This window comes from Halobacterium noricense (assembly GCF_021233435.1).
Classification (GTDB): Archaea; Halobacteriota; Halobacteria; order Halobacteriales; family Halobacteriaceae; genus Halobacterium; species Halobacterium noricense.
Genome location: NZ_CP089468.1, coordinates 1,796,737 through 1,819,590 on the forward strand (window position 1 = coordinate 1,796,737; position 22,854 = coordinate 1,819,590).

Below are 22,854 nucleotides of genomic sequence, written 5' to 3' on the forward strand. Positions count from 1 at the left end.
CATGCAAGTCGATTTCAGTCCGGTACTGGACCCCGACTTCCGGTACGTGCTCGCCGTCGCGGTGCTGTTCGCGGGGCTCGCGCTCGGCTACCTCGTCGGCCGCGTGAACCAGCGGTTGCTGCTGGCGCTGGGCGTCGACGACGCCGTCGAGGGGACGAGCGTCGAGCGGATGGCCCGCGACGTCGGGTCGTCGACGGTGCGGCTGGTGGCGCGGTTGACGTCGTGGATAATTTACGCATTTGCGGTGCTGGTCGCGCTCGAAGTCGCGCGGCTCACCGTCCAGGACGCGGTCTGGTACCCCATCGTCGGCTTCCTCCCGTCGGTCGTGATTGCGGTCGCGGTGCTGTTCTTCGGCGTGCTCGCGGGCGACAAGGCCGAGCTGTTCGTCAGCGAGCGACTGCGGAGCGTGAAGGTGCCGGAGATGTCGGTCGTTCCGAAGGTCGTGAAGTACAGCGTGCTGTTCGTCGCGGCGCTGGTCGCGCTCTCGCAGGTCGGCGTCGCAATCGACGCGCTGCTCGTGTTGCTGGCGGCGTACATCGGGGCGCTCATCCTGTTCACGGCGGTCGCCACCCACCAACTGTTGACGTCCGCAGCGTCCGGCGTCTACCTCCTGTTGCGACAGCCGTACGGCATCGGCGACCGCGTCGCCATCGGCGAGCACGAGGGCATCGTCCAGGAGGTAAACGTGTTCGTGACGCGCGTCGAGGACGACGGGCGGGAGTACGTGCTCCCGAATCACCTCGTGTTCGAGCGCGGCGTCGTCGTGGTGCGCGAATGAGTCCGGTCGCCTCCGGCTTGGCGGTCGTGGGCTGGGCGGTGCTCACCGTCGGTGGCTACGCGACGATCGCCAGCAGCGACCGACGGTGGGTACGCGAGCACGGGCCGCGGTGGACGCTGTGGCTCGGCGCGCTCGCGGGCGTGCTGATAGCCGTCGCTGCGGGGTCGTTCTCCGTGTGGGAGCAGGCGGGCGTCTATTTGCTCGCAGTCGCCGGCGTGCTCGGCTACACCGCGGGTGCCACGGCGGCAGCCGGCGCAGCCGGGCTCGCGGACGCGGCGACGAACGACGGTGCACCGTTCGCACGCCGCGTGCGAGCGTTCTGGTACGCGTCGGCGGTCTACTTCCGTGGGACGCGGGCAGCGTTCGCGCTGGCCTTCCTGGCGTTCGCGCTGGCCGCCATCGTCGCGGGCGTCTCCGTCGACCCCCTGCTACGCACAGTCGGCTCGTTCTCGGTCGGCGGCGCGTTCGCGTGTCTCACCGCGCTCGCCGCCACTGGCGTGTTCATCCCGGGCGGTTACGACGAGGACGCCGCGGAGCGCGTTCGCGCGACGCACTAGCGCTCGTCGTAGTCGAGCGGTTCGGCGGGGACGCCGGCGACTGTCTCGCCGGGCGGTACGTCGTCGGTGACCAGCGAGTTCGCGGCGATCTGCGCGTCTTCGCCGATGCGGACGCCGGGGAGGACGATTGCGCCCGCGCCGACCATCGCGCGGTCGCCGACGACGACCGCGCCGGTGCGGTACTCGTCCTGAAGGAACTCGTGACAGAGCAGCGTGGCGTCGTAGCCGACGACGGCGTCCTCGCCGACGGTGACGAGTTCCGGCCAGAAGACGTCGGGCGTGGACTCCAGCCCCCAGGCCGCGCCCGCGCCGAGCGTAACGCCGAGCCGGCGCAGCAGCCAGTTCTTCGCGCGGAGGCTCGGACAGATGCGCGCGAGCACGACGACGACGTAGTTGAGCGCGACCCGTAGCGGGTGTTTGGCGTCCGGCCAGTGCCACAGGGAGTTGCGGCGGCCGGGCGTCGGATTCCGGTCGAGGCGGTCGTGGCGCGACACGCTCGCGGGTTCGCGGGCGGCCGCCATGAACCTACGTGTTCCCGGCCGTTCCCGGGGTTACGACTACTGTCGAAGGTAGGATTTATTATCGTCGAACTATAGTCGGCAAACGACGAATGTCTACTCGACAGCTGCCGACTGGGGTGGAGTCGCCGCGCGGGAAGCTGGTCTACCTCTACCTCTCCACGAACGAGAGCGCGACGCTTGACGACCTCCACGGCGAACTCGACGTCCCACGCATCACGCTGTACAGCGTGCTGAAGACGCTGCGCAACCGCGGGCTCGTCGAGCAGGACGGCGACAGCTACGTCGCTGCGCGCCCGCTCTAGGACTCCTCCACGGGGGTGAACGACCCCGTGACGTCCCACGAGTGGACGCAGTAGACGTCACCGACCTCGTCGTCGACCCGCCAGTTCCCCGTCTCGTCGTCCCAGCGCTCCGAGCGCCCACACTGCGTGCACGTGCGCTCCTTCGGGGCTCGAATTTCGGCCATCACGCGTACGCAGTCGGCCCGCCGGCTTGAGTGTTCTGTCCACGACACCGCGAGTTCGACAGCCGTCGGTCCAAACAGTTACGGCGTCGGCGCATCCGGGTTCGGGCATGCAGTTCGGAATTCTCTCCACGGCGAACATCGGCGACGAGTCAGTCGCCCCCGCGATTCGGTCGACCGACCACGAGGTCCGCGCGATTGCCTCCCGGAGCGCGGACGCCGCGGCCGCGTACGCTGACCGCCACGACATCCCCGAGACGTACGATTCCTACGACGCCCTGCTGGACGCGGACATCGACGCCGTCTACGTCCCGCTCCCGAACGGCCTCCACGCCGAGTGGACGAAGCGCGCCGCCGACGCCGGCCTCCACGTGCTCTGCGAGAAACCGCTCGCCGCGGACGCCGACGAAGCTGTCGGCGTCGTCGAGCACTGCGCGGACGCCGGTATCACGCTCATGGAGGCATTCATGTACCGATACCACCCCCGAACAGTCCGTGCAGTCGATATTGCCCGCGAGGAACTCGGCGACCTCCGCCACGTCCACGCGGACTTCAGTTTCCGGCTCGGAGACGGGCCGGACGTCCGCCTCGACCCCGACCTCGCCGGCGGCGCGCTCATGGACGTCGGCTGCTACCCCGTCAACGCGGCCCGCACGTTCCTCGGTGAACCCGCACTCGTCTCCGGGCACACGCACGACCGCCGCGATGCGGGCGTCGACACGGAAGTCGCGGCCACGTTCGAGTTCGACGACGGCGCGACCGCCACGATTGAGGCGAGTTTCGAGTCGACGCACCATCAGACGTACCGCGTCGAGGGCACCGACGGCTGGTTGGAGGCCGACACCGCGTTCAACCCCGGTGGCTCGGAGACGACGCTCCGCTGGGGGACCGACGAGAAGACCGTCGAGGAGACGTTCGACCCGGTGGACTCCTACCGCCTCGAAATCGAGCACTTCGCGGCCAGCGTCGAAGCCGGCCGCGACCCCCTGACGGACGGCGAGGAAGCCGTCGCGAACATGCGCGCCATCGACGCCATCTACGAGTCGTCGGCGACCGGCGACACGATTCCGCTCTAGGCGTGCTCGCTCCAGAACAGGTCTAGCTGGTCGCCGAGGAACTCCGGCGTCATGCGCGTGAACTCCTCGCGCTCGCCGGGACCGAGGTACTCGAAGACGGAGTGGCGCGCGCCCTCGACGTAGCGCTGGCCGACGAACGCCCGCACACCGACTTCCTCCGGGCCACGAATCACGCGCCCGATGGCCTGCCGCGCGCGCCGCACCGCCGGCACCGTCAGCGCGTACTCGAAGGCGTGGTCCTCGCCGAACGCGTCCGCGTACGCCCGCCGGACTGCCCGCACGCGCGGCGACCCGACGTTCACGAGCGGAACGCCCACCACGGCGCACGCCGCGAGTTTGTCGCCGTCGTAGTCGACGCCCTCCGTGAGCGTGCCGCGAGTGCTCGTCACCATGACTTTGCCGTCGCCGCGGAAGAACTGGCGCTTGAGCGCGTCCGTATCCTCGTTCGAGGAGGACTCGTCGACGAGCACGGGCTTCTCAACGGCTCCCTCTAGGTAGTCGCCGGCCCACGCCGCCTCCCGGTAGTTCGGCATGCAGACGAGGACGTTCCCCGGCGAGCGCGCGATAGTGCGGAGGACGTAGCGGTACTGCTCGCGGGTCTGATTGGCGTTCTCGCTGGTCGGGTCGCCGCGGTTGCGTGCCGTAAACGGCGTCGCGTCCACGGTGAAGCTCGCGCGGTTCTCCTCGGGGAACCGCAGGTCGTAGCGGCGCTCCACGACCGGCCGGGCTTCCGCGTCGCCGGCACCCGCTTCCAGCCTGTCGAGACCCGTCACCTCGCGGAAGACGTCGAGCGGTTCCAGCGTCGCGCTCATCAGCACGCCGCCGCCCAGTCCCGCGAACGTTTCGCGGAGCGCGCGCGCCGGCATGCAGTTGTACGTCACGAGCGCGGGCGTGTACGTCTCCGCCCACGCCGCGCCGGCCCGCCCGGACTCTTTGGGCGCGTGCTCGAGCTCGATTTCCCGGAAGTACGTCGCGTGGTCGCGCTCCCACCACCGCTGGAGGGTGATGCCGACTGCGCCACAGACCGCCGAGCGGTCGCCGTCGTCCTCCAGAATCGCCGCGACCGCGGTGCCGATGTCCGCCAGCGACCGCCACAGGCCGCCCGTGTATCCCTCCTGTTCGGCCCAGCGCGTGAGGTCGTCGGGCTCGTCGGTCTCGGGGTCACGGAGCGGAATCTCGTGGTCGTGCTCCGGGAGGTCGCGGGGCCGGTTCGGGTCGTGGCCCTCCTCGGCGAGGTACTCGGCGACGCGGTCGTCGAGCCACTCCGAGACGTCGCCGAGGAACTCCACGGCCTCCTCGATGGCGTCGAGGGTGACCTCGTAGCTCTGCAGTTCGTCCCGGACCTGTTGGCGGTTCGACTCGCTCTGCTTGGCCGTCGTGAGCAACTGCCGGAGGTCGTTTCGTGCGCGAGCGAGCGTGTGTCGGCCTACGCGGTCCGAGAGGAGGTCGCGCACGCGCTCCTCCAGGCGGTGGGCTTCGTCCACCACGACGAACGTCTGCTCGTCGAGCAGGTGTTCGGTGAGCCCGCGCGTCTGCGGGTCGAAGAGGTGGTTGTAGTTCCCGATGACGACGTCCGCGTGGTCGAGCATGACCTGCTGGACGCGGTGCGGGCAGGTGCCGTACTCGACGGCGGCGGGGAGGAAGTCCTCGCTCGTGACGACGTTGTAGTCGCCGACGTCGAAACCGACGGGCGAGCCCTTGTTCCGTCCGTACCAGTCGGCCTCGAACGGGCAGAACAGCGGCGGGTCGCCGTCGGCGAACTCCTCGGGTGCGCTCGGCTGCACGGGCACGTACGGCGAGTCCGCGCCGTCAGTTCTGAGGGGGTTCTCCGAGAGATTGTGGTTGGCGTCCGCGCGCGCCGACCGTGCGAGGTCGCGGGCTTTCGCGGGGTCCCACCACGGGTCGTCGAGCGCGTCCGCGGCACGCAAGTCCACGAGTTCGCCCGCGTCCTGTCCGTCGAAGCTGCCGCCCTCGCCGTCGGCCTCCACGAGGCCCGCGGTTGACTCGCGGAGGTCCTCGCAGCGGTCGTGGACGCTGGCGTCCCGCGGGAACACGTCCTCGCGGCCGTACGGACAGAGGTCGCGCTTCCCGACGAGCGCGACGCCGTTCAGCGGCTCGTCCAGCCCGGCGTTCATCTGCCGGAGGTCCGCGACGAACTGCTGGAGCTGCTGTTTCACGGGGGTGACGACGAACACGCGCTCGTAGTCGTCGGTGCGGCGCACGAGCTGGGCGGCCGCCGTCAGCGCCGCCATCGTCTTCCCGGTGCCGCAGGGCCCCTCCATCGCGAGGTAGCCGCCGCGCTCGCCGGCGTCGATGGCCGCGCCGATGGCGTCGGCCTGCTGGTCGTAGGGCTCGTCGAACCCGAAGAAGTCGCGCCAGTCGTCGTCGCCCATTCGGTACAGGATGGGGCGCCACGCGGTATGAACGTACGGATTGCCGAACGCGACGGCCGGAGGATTCTTCCGTGGAAGTACGCATCGGGATGGTATGGAACAGGGGGAGGCGTCGCCGGATGCGAACACGCCACGCCGGCGGTACGAGGCGCTCGCGGCCGTCGTCGACGGCGGCGTCTTCGAACTCGACGCGGACCGGCGAGTCGCCCGCGTCGGCGAGGAGTTCGTCGAGCAGACGGGGTATGCGAGCGACGACGCCGGCGGTGAACCGCTCGCGGCGCTGTTCGGCGACGACGCCGGCCGCATCGAGCGCGCGCTCGACGGCCTCGGCGCCGCGGACGCGACGCTGACGGTCACAGTCGAGTCGGCTACCGGCGAATCCACGCCCTTCGAACTGCGGTTGCGGGGCGTCGGTGCGGATGACGAGAGTGGCGTCGTCGGCGTGCTCTCACCGGCCGCCAACGGGACCGACGAGCGCGTACACGAACCCCAGGAGCGGCAGCGCGTCCTCCGGGAGGTCTACGACGTGGCGACGGACCCGGCTCAGTCCTTCGAGCAGCGCGTCGATGCGTTGCTCGCGCTCGTCCGGGAGACGATTGGCACCGAGTACGCAGCGCTCTCGCGGGTCGACGGCGACGACTACGTTTTCCGGGCCATCGACACGCGCTCGGCGGTCGACATCGAATCCGGGGATGTCGTCCCGCTGGACGCGACGAACTGCGAGCGCGTTGTCGACAGCGAGCAGACCGTCGTCTTTCGGAACCTCGCAGAGGACGCGCCGGAGCTCGTGGACCGCGCGGGAAACGTCGACTGGGGCGTCTCCTGCTACCTCGGCGCGCCCGTGGCCGTTGACGGAGACGTCCGGGGGACGTTCTGCTTCTACGGCACCGAACCACGCACCGACGGGTTCTCGGAGTGGGAAGTGACGCTCGTGGACCTCGTCGCCGAGTGGGTGAGCTACGAGCGTACCCAGCAGCGCACGCGCAAGCGCCTCGAACGCCGAAACGACGCGGTCGAAGCGTCGCGGCGCCGCTACGAGACGCTCGTCGCGAACGTCCCGAACGGCGCGGTCGCGCTCGTCGACGACGACCTCCGGTACGTGACCGTCGGCGGGTCGCCGGTCGACGCCGACGGCAGAACGGCCGAGGACTTGGAAGGACTGCGCGTCGAAGACGCGCTCTCAGGGGAGCTGGCGGACGTGCTCGCGCCGCGGTATCGAGCCGCGCTGGACGGCGAATCGAGCGCGTTCGAGCACGAAATCGGCGACCGCGTCAACCAGTTCCACGTCTTTCCCGTGTACGACGACGGCGAGGTCACGGCCGCGATGGGGATGTCCCAGGACGTCACCGAGCGCGCGGAGCGCGAACAGCAGCTCGCGCGCTACGAGACCATCTTCGAGACGCTCAACGACGGCATCTACGTCACCGACGAGGACGGCTACTACGAGGCGGTCAACGACCGGTTCGCCGACATCACGGGGTACAGCCGCGCGGAGCTACGCGGCGAGCACGCGTCACAGTTCGTCGACGAGTCGACACTGGAACGCGCCGCCGAGATTCGGGCGGCAGCGGGCGACGACGAGACGCCGACGCTGGGGACGACCGTCGAGACGAAGGGCGGCGACGAAGTCCCCGTCGAGGTGACGTTCTCCTCGCTGGAGACGCGGGACGGCGAACGCCAGCTCGTCGGGGCAGCCCGCGACATCACGGAGCGCCGCGAGCAGCGCCGCCGCATCGAGGAGAGCGAGCGGCGCTACCGCACGCTCGTGGAGAACTTCCCGAACGGCGCGGTCGGCCTCTTCGACGAGGACCTCCGGTACACCGCGGTCGGCGGCGAACTCGTCGACGAGGGCGACATCTCGCCGGCCGACCGCGTCGGCCGCCGCGTCCACGACATCTACCCCGACCACCTCGTCGAGGAGATCGAGCCATACCTCGAAGCAGCCCTCGCCGGGGAGGCACAGCACTTCGAGACGTCGTTCCGTGGCAACCACTTGTCCGCGCGCGTGCTCCCGATTCGCGGACCTAGCGGCGACGTTGACGGCGGGATGCTCGTCGTACAGGACGTCACCGAACAGAAGGAACGCGAACGCGCGCTCGCCGACGCGAAAGCACAGATGGAGGCCGCCGCCCAAGCGGGCGCGGTCGGCACGTGGGAGTGGCACATCCCCGAGGACCGGTTCGTCGCGGGCACCTCGCTCGCACGCCTGTTCGGCATCGATCCCGAGCGCGCCCGCGAGGGCGTGCCGCTGGACGAATTCGTCGGCTCGATTCACGAGGACGACCGCGAGCGCGTCGCCGCCGCTATTGACGAAGCCGTCGAAACCTGTGGCGACTACGAGGAGGAGTACCGCGTCTACGACGCGGACGGCGACGTTCGTTGGATCGTCGCGCGCGGCCACGTCGAGTGCGAGGACGGCGAGCCGGTGACGTTCCCGGGCGCGATTACGGACATCACCGAGCAGAAGCGCGCCGAGCGCGAAATCGAACAGCACCGCGAGCAACTGGAGACGCTGTTCGAGGTGTTGCCGGTCGGCGTCGTCGTGGCGAACGACGACGGTGAACTCGTGGAGGCCAACGGTATCGCGAAACGCATCTGGGGTGGCGCGGACTTCGACGCCGAGTCCGTCGAGGAGTACGACCAGTACACGGCGTGGTGGGCGGATTCGGGCGAACGCGTCGAATCCGACGAATACGCTCTCGCGCGGGTGCTGGACGGCGAGCCGGTCGTCGAGCCCGACGTCTACGACATCGAGGGCGCGGACGGCTCCGAGCGCGTCATCGAGGTGCGCGGGATGCCGGTGTTCGACGACGGCGAGGTGGCGCGTGGCGTCATCACGATGACCGACGTCACCGAGCGCGCCGAACGCGACCGGACGCTCGAACGCCGCGCGCGCCAACAGCGGGTCGTCGCGGACCTCGGGCAGCGCGCGCTCGACACCGATGATCTCGACGAACTGATGGCGCAAGTCGCCGAGCAAGTTGCTGACGCTCTCGAAAACGACTACTGCAAGGTGTTGGACCTCGACGACGACGCGCGCGAACTGCTGTTGCGGCAGGGCGTCGGCTGGGACGACGGCGTCATCGGGAACGCCACCGTGGACGCCGACGACGACTCCCAGGCGGGGTACACGCTGCTCTCCGAGGAAGCCGTCGTCGTGGACGACCTCGCCGTCGAAGACCGATTCAGCGGCCCGGAGCTACTCACCTCCCACGACGTCGAGAGCGGCGTCAGCACCATCATCGGGTCGCCGGCGGAGCCGTGGGGCATCCTCGGCACCCACGACACCAGCCACAAGCAGTTCTCCGAGGAGGACGTCAACTTCGTGCAGAGCGTCGCCAACATCCTCGCAGACGCCATCGAGCGCGAGCGCTACGACGCCGAGCGCGAACAGCTCGTCGCGGATTTGGCGGAGTCTAACGAGCGCCTCGAACAGTTCGCGTACGCGGCCTCCCACGACCTCCAGGAGCCGCTCCGGATGGTGTCGAGCTACCTCTCGCTCATCGAGGACCGGTACGGCGACGCCCTCGACGAGGACGGCCGGGAGTTCCTCGACTACGCGGTCGACGGTGCCGACCGGATGCAGGAGATGATAGACGCGCTGCTCGAATACTCCCGCGTGGAGCGCGGCGCGGCGTTCGAATCCGTCGACCTCGACGCGGTGTTTGCGGACGTCTGCCGGGACTTCGAGGTGAAAATCGACGACAACGACGCGACCGTTGTCGCCGAGTCGCTGCCGACGGTCTCCGGCGACGAAGACCAACTCCGACAGGTGTTCGGGAACCTCCTGAGCAACGCCATCGAGTACAGCGAGGGGCCGCCGACGGTCCGCGTGGCCGTCGAGCGCGACGGCAACGAGTGGGTGTTCGCGGTCAGCGACGACGGCATCGGCATCGACCCCGACCACGCCGACCGCATCTTCGAGGTGTTCCAACGGCTCCACACGCACGACGAACACCCGGGGACGGGGGTCGGGCTGGCGCTCATCCAGCGCATCGTCGAGCGCCACGGCGGCGACGTCTGGGTGGAGTCGACGCCCGGCGAGGGGTCAACGTTTTACTTCAGTATCCCAGATAGAGGGCAACGCGATGATTGAGCACCGCGACGGCGAGCCCGTCGACATCCTGTTGGTCGAAGACAACCCCGGCGACGTGCGCCTCACGCGCGAGGCCTTCGAGGAAGCCCGCATCAACAACGACCTCCACGACGTCAACGACGGCGAAGCTGCGCTCGACTTCCTCCACCAGCGCGGCGACCACGCTGACGCCCCCCGCCCCGACTTGATGCTGCTCGATCTGAACCTCCCGAAAGTGGACGGCCTCGACGTCCTCGAAGCGGTGAAATCCCACGACGACCTGCGGACGATTCCGGTCGTCGTCCTCACGAGCTCCGAGGCCGAGGAGGACGTCCTGCAGAGCTACGAGCAGCACACGAACGCGTACCTCACGAAACCCATCGATCCCAACGAGTTCGTCGACGTGATTCGTTCGTTCGAGCGGTTCTGGTTGACGCTCGTCGAACTCCCACCGAGCCTCGACTGACACGCATGAGCGACGACCGTCCCCGAATCCTGCTGGTCGAGGACAACCCCGGAGACGCCCGCTACATCCGCGAACTGCTCGACGACGCCGTCTCGCTGGAAGCGCGCTCGTTCGACGGCGACACGCTCGTGGACCGTGGCGACACGGAGACGGCGGACCCGCTCGTCCACGAGACGCGCCTCGAAGCCGCCCTCGACCACCTCGACGACGCCGGGGCCGACGTCGTCCTCCTCGACCTCGGGCTCCCGGACAGCACAGGCCTGAAAACGCTCACGACGCTGCTCGACCACGAAGGAGGGGTCCCGGTCGTCGTCCTCACCGGGCTCACCGACCGCGAGGTCGGGAGGGAAGCGCTGCGCCGGGGTGCCGAGGAGTTCCTCGTGAAGGACGAAATCAACCCCGAGTTGCTCGTGCGCTCGATTCACCACGCCATCGAGCGGCGCGCGCACCGCCGCGAGCAGAAGCGCTACGAGACCCTCATCGAGGAGTCCACGGACGTCAACGCCATCGCGGACCCGGACGGGACGTTTCGGTACGTCACGCCATCCGTGGAGTACGTGCTCGGATACGACCCCGACGAGTTGGTCGGCGAGAACGCCTTCGACTACATCCATCCCGACGACCGCGTCGCGGTCCGCGAGGAGTTCGACCGGCTCACTGGGGACTCCGACTACCGTGCGACCGTCGACTTCCGGTTCCAGTCTGCGGACGGCTCGTGGGTGTTCCTGGACGCGCGCGGCCGCAACCTCCGCGACGAGCCCACGATAGACGGGTTCGTCGTGTACACCCGTGACGTCACCGAGCAACGCGAGTACGAGCGCCAACTGGAGTCCCAACGCGAGCGCCTCGCTGCGCTGAACCAGCTGAACGACGTCGTCCACGGGGTCGCGGGCGCGGTTGTCGACCAGTCCACACGCGAGGAAATCGAGCGCATCGCCTGCGAGCGCCTCGCGGAGTCGCCGTCCTACGAGTTCGCGTGGGTCGGTGAACCCGACCCCGAAACCCAGGCGGTGAACGTGCGCGCGAGCGCCGGCACCGACGGCTACCTCGACGAAGTGTCGCTGTCCGTCGACCCCGACAACTCGGCCAGCGAAGGCCCGACGGGGCGCGCGCTGCGAACCGGCGAGATGCAGACCGTCCTCGACGTCCACGACGACCGCAACTACGAGCAGTGGCGCGACGTCGCCGACGACTACGACTTCCAGTCGTCGGCCGCCATCCCGATTCGCTACGAAGACACCACGTACGGCGTGTTGAACGTGTACGCCGACCGTTCGGACGCGTTCCGCGAGCAGGAGCGGACCGTCGTCGAGCACCTCGGCCACCTCGTCGGGCACGCCATCGCGGCCGCCGAGCGCAAGCAGGCGCTGATGAGCGACGCGGTCGTGGAACTGGAGTTCCGGATTCGGGAGATTGCGGACGCGATTGGTGCCGGTACCGCGCCGGAGATACCGATAGAGCTGGAACGGACGATTTCCGTCGACGAGAACCAGTTCCTCGTCTACGGGACGGTCGCTGCGGACGGAATCAGCGAGGTCGAACGGCTGGCGGAGACGGTATCGTTCTGGGAGTCGGTCACCGTCGTCGGCGAGGTCGTCGACGGCGTCCGATTCGAACTCCGTCTCTCGGACCCGCCGCTGATGTCGGAGGTGGCGTCGCTGGGCGGGTCGGTCCGCCGGGTCGTCATCGGCGAGGACCTCCGGATGACCGCCCAGTTCCCGCAGGATACGGACGTGCGGGAGGTCGTCGACGCGCTCCAGAACGAATACGACTCCGCGGAGGCGGTGGCGCGCCGTCAGGTCACCGAGCGCGACCAGCGACCCGGTCGCCTCGCCGACGTCTGGTCGGACGCGCTGACGGACCGCCAGCGCACCGTCGTCGAGACCGCGTACTTCTCGGGGTTCTTCGAGTGGCCACGCGCGACCAGTGGTGAGGAGGTCGCGGAGTCCCTGGATATCTCCGGGCCGACGTTCTCACAGCACCTGCGCGCCGCCGAGCACAAGATATTCGCGCGCCTCGTCGGCGACGACCCCGGGGATTCGGCGTCGTCGAGCTAGAACTGCTGGAGCGAGAGCGGCACTGACCCCTTCGTGTAGCCGTCCACGGAGCCGTCCGGCCGCACGCGGAAGACGACCGCGGGCCGGTGGCCGACGTCGGGCTGTTCGCCGCGGACGCGACGCCACTCGTCGTCGGGGAACGACGAGCAGTCCACGAACAGGACGGCACCGCCGCCGTGGGCTTCCAGTTGGCCGCTGGTCTTCGTCTCCGCGGTCTCCTTGACCGCCCGAATCGGCGTGTTGGCGGCGCGGTCGTTCGTCGGGACCGGCCGCGTCACCTCCACGAGGACGCCGTGTTCGCCCTCGCGGTCCGCGCGGAAGTCCAGAGAGTGCCCGGTCGTCACTTCGATTTCGGGCGTGATTTCGTAGCCGGCTTCGTGGAGCAGCCACGCGGCGTGGAACTCGCTCATCGCGGCGCTCGCGCGGGCCATATCGAGGAACTCGGAGGTGCCGAGTTTGCCCGCCATCACGTGTCGCTCGTCGTCGAGGACGCCGGTGTCGAGGAACTCCTCGTAGAACGCGAGCGCGTCTTCGGGGTCGGCGTCCGGGAAGCCCGCGGCGTGCTCGCTGAAGAACGCGCGCGTCGTCTCGCGGCCGTCCTTCGACATGAACACGGGGAGGAAGAACCACGACAGCGTCGGGTACGCCGAGAGCCACGGGTCCTCGTCGTGGAGTTCCTCGAGGAGTTCCCGCTGGGCCCACTCGGAGACCGCCTCGGGGGCTTCGGCGAACGACTGTTTGTCCGTCCGCCACAGCACTTCCGGCGTCTCGGTGTTGCCGAGCCACCACCCGCCGTCGTGGTTCCAGCAGAACAGCGCGGTGTCGCCGTTGTCCATGTCGAAGCGCCGCGCATCGTACCCGGCGGGGGGTTTGAACCACGGCGTCGAACTCGTCGCGCCGAGGTTGTCGTCGAGGTCCCGGTAGAGCTGGTCGTGGACGCGGTCGGCACTCCACGACGCGTTCGACCGCCGGAACCGCAACGGTTTCGCCACACGTAGAATTGGTCCGCGGCAGGGATGAGTCTGTCGTCGGCGCGCTGGCCGGTGGTTAGACGAGTTCGAGTTCGTCGGGCCGGTAGGTGACGGCGTCGCGGCCGTAGTCGTCGAAGCGCACGACGATTTGTGGGTCGTCGCTGCCGGGCCGGACGTCGGTGACGACGCCATCGTCGCCGAAGTGCTGGTGGTGGTCGTAGCCGTGGACCGCGAGCTTCGCCTTGTCCGCTGACTGCCGCGTGACGCGTACTGGTTGCCCCAGCCGCAGGTCTGGATCTGACTTCGAGCGTGCCATGATAATCCATAACACACCGCTCGTTATGAGTGTTGTGGCGATTTCGCCGGTTCGTGCGAATATATTCGGGAGAACACGCTCCCGCCGGGACGGCCAACTGTCGACTGCGATGGCAGCGAAAACACTCGATTTGCGGGAGGTACCGCCGCCCGAACGCCACCCCAAGATACACGACGCGTTCGAAGGGTTAGACAGCGGCGAAGCGCTCGAACTCGTCAACGACCACGAGCCCAAGCCTCTGTTCTACGAGATGCAGGCGGAAGTCGAGGCCTTCGACGCGGACGCCTACGAGGTCGAACAGCGCGGCCCCAGCGAGTTCGTCGCGAAACTGCCCAAGGTGTAAGGTAGGACAGGCTATCTTCTGCGTCGTGCCCACTTCCGCCCGCCGGCGTCACGCCGGCACTCGCGTTCCCATCACCACTTCGTTCCGACTCGCCTCACCACTTCGGCGCTGCACTCGATGCTGACTGCAGGCACAGCCGGTCAATCGTCGTCTCGCTCCGCGTCGTCCGTACCCGCATCGGCCGGTTTCTCCATCGTGACGCGGTGCGGGGCGTAGCCGCGGCGGTCGTAGAGGCGGCGCGCGGCCTCGTTGTCCCACAGCGCTTCGACGGCGAGCACGTCCGCGCCCGCGTCGCGCAGTTGGCCCTCCGCGTAGTCGAGGAGCGCCGACCCGACGCCCTCGCCGCGGACGTCCGGCAGCACGTAGACGTTGTCTACGACCCCGCGGGTGGCGTCTGTCTCGAAGAATCCCGTCTCGACGTGGAACATCACGAACCCGACGGGCTGGCCCGCGCTCCGAGCGAGTGCGCAGTCGCCGGTGTGGACGTATTGCGCGACGAGGTCGCGGGCCTGCTCGCGGTTCTCCTCGGCGAGCAAGTGTGAGGCGTGCGCGCGCTGCTCGCGCGCGAGCGAGACCCACAGCTCCGTGACGGCCGCGACGTCGTCCCTGGTCGCAGCCGCCACGTCCATCAGCGGTCCTCCACGACCGGCGTCCTCGGGGCCAGTGTCAACGAAGCCGGCGTCAGCCCCGCTACCGTCATCGTAGCGCCTCCACGGCCGGGAGTGACTCGCCCGTGAGCAGCCGGAGGGCAGCGCCGCCGCCGGTACTCACGTGCTCGAACCCCGAGAGGCCGAATTGCCGGATGGCCGCGGCCGTGTCGCCGCCGCCGACGATGGTGTACTCCGCCGCTGTCGCCGCCTCGAAGATGCCGCGCGTGCCGTCCGCGAACGTCTCGTCCTCGAAGACGCCCGCTGGCCCGTTCAGGACCGCTGTCCCTGTCTCTTCGAGAATGTCGGCGTACGCCGCGACCGTGTCGCTGCCGACGTCCTCGACGGGTTCGCTGCGCGCCGGTGGAAGTTCCTCGACCCCGAGTTCGGCTCGCTCGCCGTCGCGCTCGACGGCAACGTCCTCGGGCACGTGGATGTGGTTGCCGTACTCGTAGAGGAGGTCGTCCGCGCGCTCGATTTCCGTCTCGTAGCCGCGGTCGTGGACGAAGTCCGTGCTCGCACGCCCGATGTCCACGCCGGCCGCTGCGAGGAAGACGTTCGCGACGACGCCAGTCACGAGCACGTTCTCTGCGAGGTCGTTCGCGAGCGCGTGCTCGATGACCGTCACGGAGTCCGGGACCTTCGCGCCGCCGACGACGTACGTCCGCGGCGTCGGCGTCTCCTCGATGGAGCCCAGCACATCCAGTTCCGTCGCCATCACGCGGCCCGCGTACGACTCCAGCCGTTCGGGGAACCCGACCAGCGACGGCTGCGAGCGGTGCGCGGCCGCGAACGCGTCGTTGACGTACGCATCCAGTACGGGCGAGAGCCGCGCGACGAGGAACGTCTCCGCGGCGCGCTCGGCGGAGAACTCCATGTACTCCTCGCTGTAGAAGCGCGTATTCTCGAGCAGGACCGCCGTGCCCGCGTCGAGGGCGTCGACGGCGTCCCGCGCGTCCGCGGAGAAGGTCGCGTCGCAGTACGAGACCGGGTTGTCGAGGAGTTCGTCGAGCCGGTCGGCGTGCGGTTCGAGGCGCTCGAACTCGTCGCCACCCGGCCGCCCCTGGTGGGCGAGAACCGCGACCCGCGCGCCGCGGTCGAGCAGCTCGTCGAGCGTGTCCACGTGAGCCCGCAGCCGCGCGTCGTCGGCGAGCGTTCCGTCCTCGGCCAGCGGGCTGTTGATGTCGACCCGCACCCCGACCGCGGTGTCCGTCGCGTCGAGGTCGTCGAGGGTCCGTATCGCCATGTGGTGGGACCGAGAGAAGCGGCGTGCATAGGCGTTTCTGTCCGCCGCGGCCAAGCACGCGTCCGAATTCGGGTACGCAGGAACGAGTAAATATGCGGTGTCGTCGCGGGCTCAGGGAGCGGGTCGCGGAGCAGTGTCGGCGGGTCGGGCGTCAGACCGGCTGGCACTCCGGGCAGAGCAGTTGGCCGTTGACGTCCACGAGTTCGTGGGCGAGTCCGCCACAGCTCTCACAGACGCCCTGTTCGCTGTAACTGTCGGCGGAGTTGGCTTGCTCGCTGCCGGTCGGCGGGGCCGACGGTGCTGCGGGCGCGCCGCGGAGCTGTTTCTCGACGGTCGGCGCGACGTCGCGCGCTTCCACGACGCCGTGGACGCCGTCGTCGTCCGCGACCAGGACGCGCGGGTCGCCGGTCCGGCCCATCAGGTCCGCGGCGTCCGCCACGGAGGCGTCCAGCGACAGCGATTCGGGCGGGCCGTCCATCACGTCGGCGGCGGCGACTGCGTTCGGGTCGTGACCGTCCAGCAGGAGGTCCATGACGGTCTCGGCGGTGACGACGCCGACCGGGTCGGTGCCGCGGAGGACGACCGCGCTGGTGGTGTTCTCGGCCCGCATCAGCTCGACTGCGTCGAGAAGTTCGTCGGATTCGCTGACGCCGACGAACTCCTGGGAGAGCACGTCCCTGAGCGCTAACTGTGTCATGGGAAGACGTAGCACGCAGCCGTGCTAAAAGGTATCCCCAAAACGCGTATGGTGTCCGGAAGCGAAGGTTCCTGGGGGCGAAACCGAGCGGGTCAACGTTCTCGGTGGGTGTCCGGGCTGCGAAACTTCTGTCGCCACGTGAGGAGTTCCTGCGGCGCGTGACGGCCGCAAACCGCGGGATTCAACACCGCTGCCTCTCCTGTCGCGTAGTAATGACCATCCCGTCGTTCGCTATCGGTATCGCCGGGGGCACGGGGGCCGGCAAGACGACGGTAGCGCGCGAGATTACCGACAACGTCGAGGAAGCGGCCACCCTCATTCCGCTGGACAACTACTACAAGGACCTCAGCCACATGGGTTTCGAGGAGCGCAAGACGGTCAACTACGACCACCCCTCGGCGTTCGAGTGGGACCTCCTCCAGGAGCACCTCGACGCGCTGCTCTCCGGCCAGCCCGTCGAGATGCCTCAGTACGACTTCACCGAACACCTCCGTAAAGAAGAACGAATCACCGTCGAACCCACTGACGTCATCGTGCTGGAGGGGATCCTGGCGCTCTACGACGAGGACGTCAACGACATGCTCGACCTCCACATCTACGTCGAGACCGACGCCGACGTCCGCATTCTCCGCCGCATCGAGCGCGACGTCGTCGACCGCGGCCGCGACCTCGAAAGCGTGATGGACCAGTACCTCTCGACGGTCAAGCCGATGCACGAGCAGTTCATCGAGCCCACGAAGAAGGACGCCGACATCATCATCCCGGAGGGCGCGAACGCGGTCGCGGTCAACCTCCTCGAAGAGAAAGTCCAGGCCGAGAGCTCGGAGATGGCGGAGTGGGCAGTGCGCGGCGACGAGGAGCGCTACGAGCGCGAGTTCGCGGACAGCGACCCCGACGACGGAGCCGAGGAAGAAGTCGACGCGAACGCAGCCGAGAACTCGAAGTAGTTCGTAGCTCGAGAGGCGTGACTGCTCGGTAGTTCTGTCGTCGGTACGTAGGTTCTGTCGTCGGGCGAATCGACTATCGTCGGACTACCGCTCGGGCGGGTGGTAGTCCCAGACGTTCGCGCGCCGCAGGCCGTCGCCAACTGCCTTGTGGAAGCCGACCTTCGTCTCGAACTCGTCCTCCTCGACGTGTTCGAAGATTTCCGCCACGGAGAGCACCTTCTCGTGGTTGATGCGAACCGGCCAGTCGCCGAACTCCTCGACGAACGCCGATTTCTCCAACGGGAAGTCGTCCTCTTCGTCGGTCATCTTCGAGAGGACCGCCATGTCGTAGTTGCGGCCGCCCTCGCTGCCTTTCTCGCCGTCGGGGTCGTGGACCCAGTCCCGGCCCGAGGGGTCTTCCATCTCTGCCATACGTACGGCGTTCGCCGCCGGCCCCAAAACCGTTTCTCAATCCGCGCAGGAGATTTCCGGCTCCACGAGCAACGAGGTCGCGTAGAATGTCAGCGGTGAGGCTGGGATTTGAACCCAGGAGGCTGACGCCACCGGTTTTCAAGACCGGCGCAATAGGCCGCTCTGCCACCTCACCACGCGAGTGACCGTACAGTGAGTGGACGGTTGAAACTGTCGTTGTCTGCGCGGCGACGACGCCCCGCCCCCGAATTTCGAGTGTTCGACGGCGAGACGGTGGGGAGGTTGGGTGGACGACCTGCTTGGGGGTGAACGAATCGCGAGGGGAACCCTCCCACCCCGTTTTGCAAGTGTTATACGTAGAAATCGGAGCGGTGATGCCAGCGGTGGACGAATGGCTAGTTGTACCAACACTGGAATCGGTCGATAGAGCAGCGATTGCGTGTGTTTTGGGGTGGGTTTGCTAGGAGGGGAACGTGGCAGGAACTTCGGGACGGAACGAGGGAAACAGACCGAACACGCGAAACTGCCGAAACGATAGAACCGAGGGTATTATAGTGGATGAGCAGAAAGCGACTCGCAAGCGATGAAGACGCCGTTCCGAGACCGCGTCGAGCTGTTCACCAACAAGGACGTCCTCAAGGACCACTACGAGCCGGAGGAAATCCTCGAACGCGACGAAGAAATCGACCAGTACGCCAACGCCCTCCAGGATGTCGTGGACGGCTGGGAGCCGGACAACGTCTTCGTCTACGGGAAGACCGGCGTCGGGAAGACCGCGGTGACGCGGTACATGATGGACGCCCTCGAGTACGAGGCCGAGGACCGCGAGGGCGTCGACGACGTGGTGAGCGTCGAGGTCAACTGCCACCACCACCCTTCGTCGTACCAGGCCGCCATCGCGCTCGTGAACGAACTCCGCGGGGACACCGACCGTGACCCGCTCACGACCGGGCTGTCGACGTCGGACGTGCTCAACGCGTTGTTCGACGAAATCGAAGCGCGCGAGGGCACCGTGCTCATCGTGCTCGACGAAATCGATAACCTCGGCGACGACGACATGCTGCTCTACCAGCTCCCGCGCGCGAAGACGAACGGCAACATCTCGGACTCGCAGGTCGCGGTCGTCGGCATCTCCAACGACTACACGTTCCGCAACGACCTCTCGCCGAAAGTTCAGGATACGCTCTGCGAGCGCGAAATCAAGTTCCCGCCGTACGACGCCAACGAGCTCGTCACGATTCTCACCGACCGCGCCGAACGCGGCCTCCGCGGGGACGTTCTCGAAGACGGTGTCATCCCGCAGTGTGCCGCGCTTGCCGCTCGTGACCGCGGGAGCGCGCGACAGGCCATCGACTTGCTCCGCGAGGCCGTCAACGTCGCCGTCGAGGACGGACGCGAAGTCGTCACCGAGGAAGACGTCGACACCGCGGTCGAACGCGTCGAACGTGGTCGCATCAAGGACTCTATCAAAGACCTCACGACCCACGGTCAGTACGTCCTGCTCGCGGTCACGCAGATGTCCGTCAGCGGCGAGACGCCGGCCCGTGCGAAGGAACTCTACGAAGTCTACGAGGAGGTCGCCGCGGAGTACGCTGCCGAACCCCTGAGCCAGCGCAGCGTCCACGACCATCTCAACGACCTCTCGATGCTCGGATTCCTCCGCCAGCACGACCGCAACTATGGCCGCGGCGGCGGGCAGTTCTTCGAGTACGAACTCGACGTCGACGCCGAGATGGTTCGGGAAGCGATGGCCGACGAAACCGAGTAGTGAATCCGCCGCTCCCGCTTTCTTTTCTCCCACACTCTTCTTCCTTCCTCGCTCTCTTGCTCTGCCTTCTGTCCCACCTTACTCTCCCACTCGCTCTCTTGCTCTGCCTACTCTCCCACTCGCTCTCTTGCTCTCCCGTTCTCCTGCCCTGGAACATTCGAAAATCGGGGTGGGGGACCCTCTCACTCGTCATTCTCACCCCTAACCCCTGACCTCCTCCCGACTTCACTTGCAAAACGGGGTGGGGGCCCTCTGCAGCCACCCACCCGACTCGCGAACAACACTTGCAAATGGGGGTCCCCGTGTGAACGAATTCGCGCACCAGCACTCCGGCCCGCTCGAACTCTGTGTGCTCTACTCCCGGACGAGCACGCGCTCGCCGTCCTCCGCTTCGATGCGGAGGCCGAGGTCTTCGACGTACGCGGTCGTGTACGCAGGAACGACGCGCCCAGCAGCGCGCCGTGCGCGGAGTTCCGCGACCAGCGAAACGAGGTCGTCACCAGTCCGGACGCGGGTTTGCTCGTGGAGGAAGTCGACGTCGTGGCCGGCATCGATTGCTCGCGCGGTCACGTTCTCGATTTCCGGCGCACTCCACGCACCCTCGAAGTCGATTGGCTCGCGGAAGCCCGCGAAGTAGAGGCTGCCGCCCCGGGATGGCCCGACGACGACGGGGTTCCGGCGGAGCTTCAGCGCCGCGCTATCGACGTGCTTGCGCGCGACCAGCGGCGCGTCGGGTTCCAGGACGGCGACCGACGCCACGCCCTCGGTGTCCAGCAGGTGCGTGACCGTGTTCCCGACGCGGGCGTGCTTCGAAGACCCGACCTGCACTTCGACGCGCGTGGCCGCGGTCGCCTCCTCGTCGAGCACGTCCTCGACGAGACTCCTGATTTCCTGCTCGGCGTCCGCTCCCTCGGGGACGTGCTCGTCGGGGAGCAGGTCGTCGGGCCGGTAATTCACGAGGAGGTCGCCGCCGCTCTCGGCCACCGCACGGAACGCGTCGGCGGCCATCGCCTCGTACAGCGATACGGCTTCCTGCTCTGAGAGCGGCGACGTGGCTGCCAGCTCCGGGAGCACGAGTCCTTCCCGCGGTGGGTCCACCGTGACGGCGACGACAGTCATACGTAGTCCTCCGTCCGGGGGACGCTTGAACGCCGCGATACGGCGGCCCCGTGACCGAAACCGTTCCGCTGGTCGCCACAGCACCGGTCAGCGACCGCGCCGGCTAGTCGCCACAGCACCGGTCAGCGACCGCGCCGGCTAGTCGCCACAGCACCGATCAGCGACCGCGCCGGCCCTTCGTCTGCCGGTAGTCGGTGTCGAGCAGGTCGAGGAAGAAGTCGACGTACTCCTCTCGCTGGTCGTCGGTCTGGTCGGCGGGGTGAACCATCGGCGCGAGTTCGAACCCACGCCCCCGAATCGACGTCGCGTGGTGGTCCTCGATGTCGAGGTCGTCGGCGGGCGTGGTCGTGTACTCCTTTCCGAGTTCCGTGAGCGCGCGCTGGCCGACCGGCACGAGCACCTCGGGGTTGATGATGCGGATGTCGGCGTTCAGGTACGGTTCGCAGGTCACCACCTCCTCGTCGCTGAGGCCGCGGTCGGGGTGCCGGCAGCGCGTCAGGTACGTCAGGTAGGCGTTGTCGAGTTCGGGCTCGGCGCTGGACGGCAGCGAGTAGTTCAGACCGATGCTACCGAGGATGTGCTGGAAACGCTCGCCGGCCTCGTCGCCGGTGAACGGGACGCCCGTTCGCTCGGCTCCCTCACTGGGGGCTTCGCCGACGAACACGAAGTCCGCGCCGACGTCGCCGTAGCCGTGGACGACGCGCTCGCGGACGTCACAGAGGCCGGGACAGTTCCGGCAGTTCTCGTCCATCCCGTAGGGGTTCTGCGGGCCTTCCTGGTGGGCGTCCATCAGTTGTTTCGGGAGTTTCGTGCCACGGAGAGTTACTTGTTTCGCGGGCTGCTCGGGTGGTAGTCGGTGTCGTACTCGCCGGGCTGGTCGTCCAGTCGGTCCGGGTTGATGCGGCCGCCCAACAGCATGAAGTCCAGAATCGTCACGTTGAGCATCGCTTCGACGACGGGGACGCCGCGCGGCGGCAGCACGGGGTCGTGGCGGCCGACGACCTGAATCTCTTTCTCCTCGCCGGTCTCCCAGTCGACTGTCTGCTGTTTCTTCGGAATCGACGTGGGCGCGTGCAGGGTCACCTCGCCGTAAATCGGCTCCCCAGTCGTGATGCCGCCCTGCAGGCCGCCGTGGTCGTTCTCGACGGGAACGGGCTCTCCTTCTTCCCCGAACTCCCAATCGTCGTTGTGCTCCTTCCCGGGAATCGTCCGGGCGTCGCGGCCGCGCCCGAACTCGAAGGCCGTGCTCGCGGGCACCGACATCATCGCCTGGCCGAGGCGCGCCTCCACAGAGTCGAAGCGCGGTGCACCGAGCCCGCGCGGCACGCCCTGGATTTCGAAGTAGATGGAGCCGCCAATCGAGTCGCCGCGCTCCTGGTAGTCCTCGATGAGCTCCTGCATCTCCGCGGCGGTCTCGGGGTGCGCGCAGCGCACGTCGTTGTCCTCCGTGTGTTCGAGCATCTCCTCGAAGGATACGTCGGGTGCCTCGATGTCGCCAATCTGGTTCACGTGGGCTTTCACCTGCACGCCCTCGTGCTCCAGAATCTCCTTGGCAATCGCGCCCGCCGCGACCCAATTCACGGTCTCGCGCGCCGAGGAGCGCCCGCCGCCGCCCCAGTTGCGCGTGCCGAACTTCGCGGAGTACGTGAAGTCGCCGTGGGACGGCCGCGGCGCGGTGACGAACGGCTCGTACTTCCCGGACTCGGCGTCCTTGTTCTGGATGGTCATGCCGATGGGCGTGCCCGTGGTGTAACCGTCCTGAATCCCGGAGTTGATGGTCACCTCGTCGGGCTCCCCGCGCGACGTCGTAATCATCGACTGGCCGGGCTTCCGGCGGTCGAGTTCGCGCTGAATCGTCTCCTCGTCGAGCTCCAGTCCCGCGGGGCAGCCCGACACCACGACACCCATTCCCTGGCCGTGGCTCTCGCCGTACGTCGTCACCTGGAACAGCCGCCCGAACCGATTACCGTTCATTACCGGAGCATACGTCCCGAGGGGCTTAT

General features: G+C 67.9%; 22 protein-coding genes, 1 tRNA gene and 1 pseudogene. 11 read left to right on the plus strand and 13 right to left on the minus strand.

Annotated features, from left to right (window positions below; all coding sequences use genetic code 11):
- Position 1 precedes the first annotated feature (1 nt).
- On the plus strand, positions 2-778 hold the full coding sequence (locus tag LT974_RS09395) for a mechanosensitive ion channel domain-containing protein (protein WP_232587416.1): 777 nt from the start codon (positions 2-4) through the stop codon (positions 776-778).
- Positions 775-1,335, plus strand: coding sequence for a hypothetical protein (locus LT974_RS09400; RefSeq protein WP_232587417.1), 561 nt, complete (start codon positions 775-777; stop codon positions 1,333-1,335). The genes LT974_RS09395 and LT974_RS09400 overlap by 4 nt, the downstream gene beginning before the upstream one ends.
- On the opposite strand, the gene LT974_RS09405 is transcribed toward LT974_RS09400, so the two are convergent.
- The gene (locus LT974_RS09405) at positions 1,332-1,856 is read right to left on the minus strand and encodes an acyltransferase (protein WP_232587418.1); all 525 of its coding nucleotides are present in this window, start codon (positions 1,854-1,856) and stop codon (positions 1,332-1,334) included. The genes LT974_RS09400 and LT974_RS09405 overlap by 4 nt on opposite strands.
- Before the next feature lie 89 nt (positions 1,857-1,945).
- On the opposite strand from LT974_RS09405, the gene LT974_RS09410 reads away from it, so the two are divergent.
- A complete protein-coding gene (locus LT974_RS09410; RefSeq protein ID WP_232587419.1) occupies positions 1,946-2,158 on the plus strand; it encodes a helix-turn-helix domain-containing protein in 213 nt (70 codons plus the stop codon).
- Here the strand turns inward: LT974_RS09410 and LT974_RS09415 are convergent.
- Positions 2,155-2,322, minus strand: a complete 168-nt coding sequence (locus LT974_RS09415) for an HEWD family protein (protein ID WP_230888812.1) — start codon at positions 2,320-2,322, stop codon at positions 2,155-2,157. The genes LT974_RS09410 and LT974_RS09415 overlap by 4 nt on opposite strands.
- Before the next feature lie 107 nt (positions 2,323-2,429).
- On the opposite strand from LT974_RS09415, the gene LT974_RS09420 reads away from it, so the two are divergent.
- Positions 2,430-3,395 carry a Gfo/Idh/MocA family protein gene (locus LT974_RS09420; RefSeq protein WP_232587420.1) on the plus strand — a complete coding sequence of 322 codons (966 nt, stop codon included), beginning with the start codon at positions 2,430-2,432 and terminating at the stop codon, positions 3,393-3,395.
- Here LT974_RS09420 and LT974_RS09425 read toward each other — a convergent pair.
- On the minus strand, positions 3,392-5,788 hold the full coding sequence (locus tag LT974_RS09425; protein WP_232587421.1) for an ATP-dependent DNA helicase: 2,397 nt from the start codon (positions 5,786-5,788) through the stop codon (positions 3,392-3,394). The genes LT974_RS09420 and LT974_RS09425 overlap by 4 nt on opposite strands.
- A gap of 94 nt (positions 5,789-5,882) precedes the next feature.
- Here LT974_RS09425 and LT974_RS18025 point away from each other — a divergent pair.
- The 4 genes and pseudogenes from LT974_RS18025 to LT974_RS09440 form a co-directional block, all read left to right on the plus strand.
- Positions 5,883-7,856 (plus strand): annotated as a pseudogene (locus LT974_RS18025) (PAS domain-containing protein); the annotation flags it as partial.
- A 48-nt stretch (positions 7,857-7,904) separates the two neighbouring features.
- The gene (locus LT974_RS18030) at positions 7,905-9,884 is read left to right on the plus strand and encodes a PAS domain-containing sensor histidine kinase (RefSeq protein ID WP_456298803.1); all 1,980 of its coding nucleotides are present in this window, start codon (positions 7,905-7,907) and stop codon (positions 9,882-9,884) included.
- Positions 9,877-10,329 carry a response regulator gene (locus LT974_RS09435; protein WP_232587423.1) on the plus strand — a complete coding sequence of 151 codons (453 nt, stop codon included), beginning with the start codon at positions 9,877-9,879 and terminating at the stop codon, positions 10,327-10,329. The genes LT974_RS18030 and LT974_RS09435 overlap by 8 nt, the downstream gene beginning before the upstream one ends.
- 5 nt (positions 10,330-10,334) lie before the next feature.
- Positions 10,335-12,386, plus strand: a complete 2,052-nt coding sequence (locus LT974_RS09440; protein ID WP_232587424.1) for a bacterio-opsin activator domain-containing protein — start codon at positions 10,335-10,337, stop codon at positions 12,384-12,386.
- Here the strand turns inward: LT974_RS09440 and LT974_RS09445 are convergent.
- Together LT974_RS09445 and LT974_RS09450 are read right to left on the minus strand one after the other, a co-directional pair.
- Positions 12,383-13,378, minus strand: a complete 996-nt coding sequence (locus LT974_RS09445; protein ID WP_232587425.1) for a DUF5784 family protein — start codon at positions 13,376-13,378, stop codon at positions 12,383-12,385. The two genes, LT974_RS09440 and LT974_RS09445, sit on opposite strands and share 4 nt — an antisense overlap.
- Positions 13,379-13,433: 55 nt before the next feature.
- On the minus strand, positions 13,434-13,673 hold the full coding sequence (locus tag LT974_RS09450) for a hypothetical protein (RefSeq protein ID WP_232587426.1): 240 nt from the start codon (positions 13,671-13,673) through the stop codon (positions 13,434-13,436).
- Positions 13,674-13,782: 109 nt separating this feature from the next.
- On the opposite strand from LT974_RS09450, the gene LT974_RS09455 reads away from it, so the two are divergent.
- The gene (locus LT974_RS09455; RefSeq protein ID WP_232587427.1) at positions 13,783-14,016 is read left to right on the plus strand and encodes a DUF2249 domain-containing protein; all 234 of its coding nucleotides are present in this window, start codon (positions 13,783-13,785) and stop codon (positions 14,014-14,016) included.
- 140 nt (positions 14,017-14,156) lie between these two features.
- On the opposite strand, the gene LT974_RS09460 is transcribed toward LT974_RS09455, so the two are convergent.
- From LT974_RS09460 to LT974_RS09470, 3 genes are all read right to left on the minus strand, one after another.
- Positions 14,157-14,645 carry a GNAT family N-acetyltransferase gene (locus tag LT974_RS09460; RefSeq protein ID WP_232587428.1) on the minus strand — a complete coding sequence of 163 codons (489 nt, stop codon included), beginning with the start codon at positions 14,643-14,645 and terminating at the stop codon, positions 14,157-14,159.
- A gap of 67 nt (positions 14,646-14,712) precedes the next feature.
- Positions 14,713-15,909: a phosphoglycerate kinase gene (locus LT974_RS09465; RefSeq protein ID WP_232587429.1), complete on the minus strand. Its 1,197-nt coding sequence runs from the start codon at positions 15,907-15,909 to the stop codon at positions 14,713-14,715.
- A gap of 151 nt (positions 15,910-16,060) precedes the next feature.
- Entirely contained in the window at positions 16,061-16,606 is a 546-nt protein-coding gene (locus LT974_RS09470) for a CBS domain-containing protein (protein ID WP_232587430.1), read from the minus strand.
- Between the two features lie 212 nt (positions 16,607-16,818).
- Between LT974_RS09470 and udk the strand changes: the two genes are divergently transcribed.
- Positions 16,819-17,553 (plus strand): uridine kinase, encoded by a 735-nt coding sequence (gene udk / locus LT974_RS09475; RefSeq protein WP_232587431.1) that lies wholly within the window; start codon positions 16,819-16,821, stop codon positions 17,551-17,553.
- A gap of 84 nt (positions 17,554-17,637) precedes the next feature.
- Here the strand turns inward: udk and LT974_RS09480 are convergent, their stop codons facing one another.
- Together LT974_RS09480 and LT974_RS09485 are read right to left on the minus strand one after the other, a co-directional pair.
- Positions 17,638-17,964, minus strand: a complete 327-nt coding sequence (locus LT974_RS09480; protein WP_232587432.1) for a DUF5785 family protein — start codon at positions 17,962-17,964, stop codon at positions 17,638-17,640.
- 93 nt (positions 17,965-18,057) lie between these two features.
- A tRNA-Ser gene (locus tag LT974_RS09485) sits at positions 18,058-18,139 on the minus strand.
- Between the two features lie 408 nt (positions 18,140-18,547).
- On the opposite strand from LT974_RS09485, the gene LT974_RS09490 reads away from it, so the two are divergent.
- Complete coding sequence (locus LT974_RS09490; protein WP_232587433.1) at positions 18,548-19,732, plus strand: orc1/cdc6 family replication initiation protein; 1,185 nt, start codon at positions 18,548-18,550, stop codon at positions 19,730-19,732.
- Positions 19,733-20,086: 354 nt separating this feature from the next.
- Here the strand turns inward: LT974_RS09490 and LT974_RS09495 are convergent, their stop codons facing one another.
- From LT974_RS09495 to aroC, 3 genes are all read right to left on the minus strand, one after another.
- Positions 20,087-20,851 (minus strand): DUF2064 domain-containing protein, encoded by a 765-nt coding sequence (locus LT974_RS09495; RefSeq protein WP_232587434.1) that lies wholly within the window; start codon positions 20,849-20,851, stop codon positions 20,087-20,089.
- 157 nt (positions 20,852-21,008) lie between these two features.
- On the minus strand, positions 21,009-21,641 hold the full coding sequence (locus LT974_RS09500; protein WP_232587435.1) for a uracil-DNA glycosylase: 633 nt from the start codon (positions 21,639-21,641) through the stop codon (positions 21,009-21,011).
- A gap of 32 nt (positions 21,642-21,673) precedes the next feature.
- Positions 21,674-22,825 (minus strand): chorismate synthase, encoded by a 1,152-nt coding sequence (gene aroC, locus LT974_RS09505; RefSeq protein ID WP_232587436.1) that lies wholly within the window; start codon positions 22,823-22,825, stop codon positions 21,674-21,676.
- Positions 22,826-22,854 lie beyond the last annotated feature (29 nt).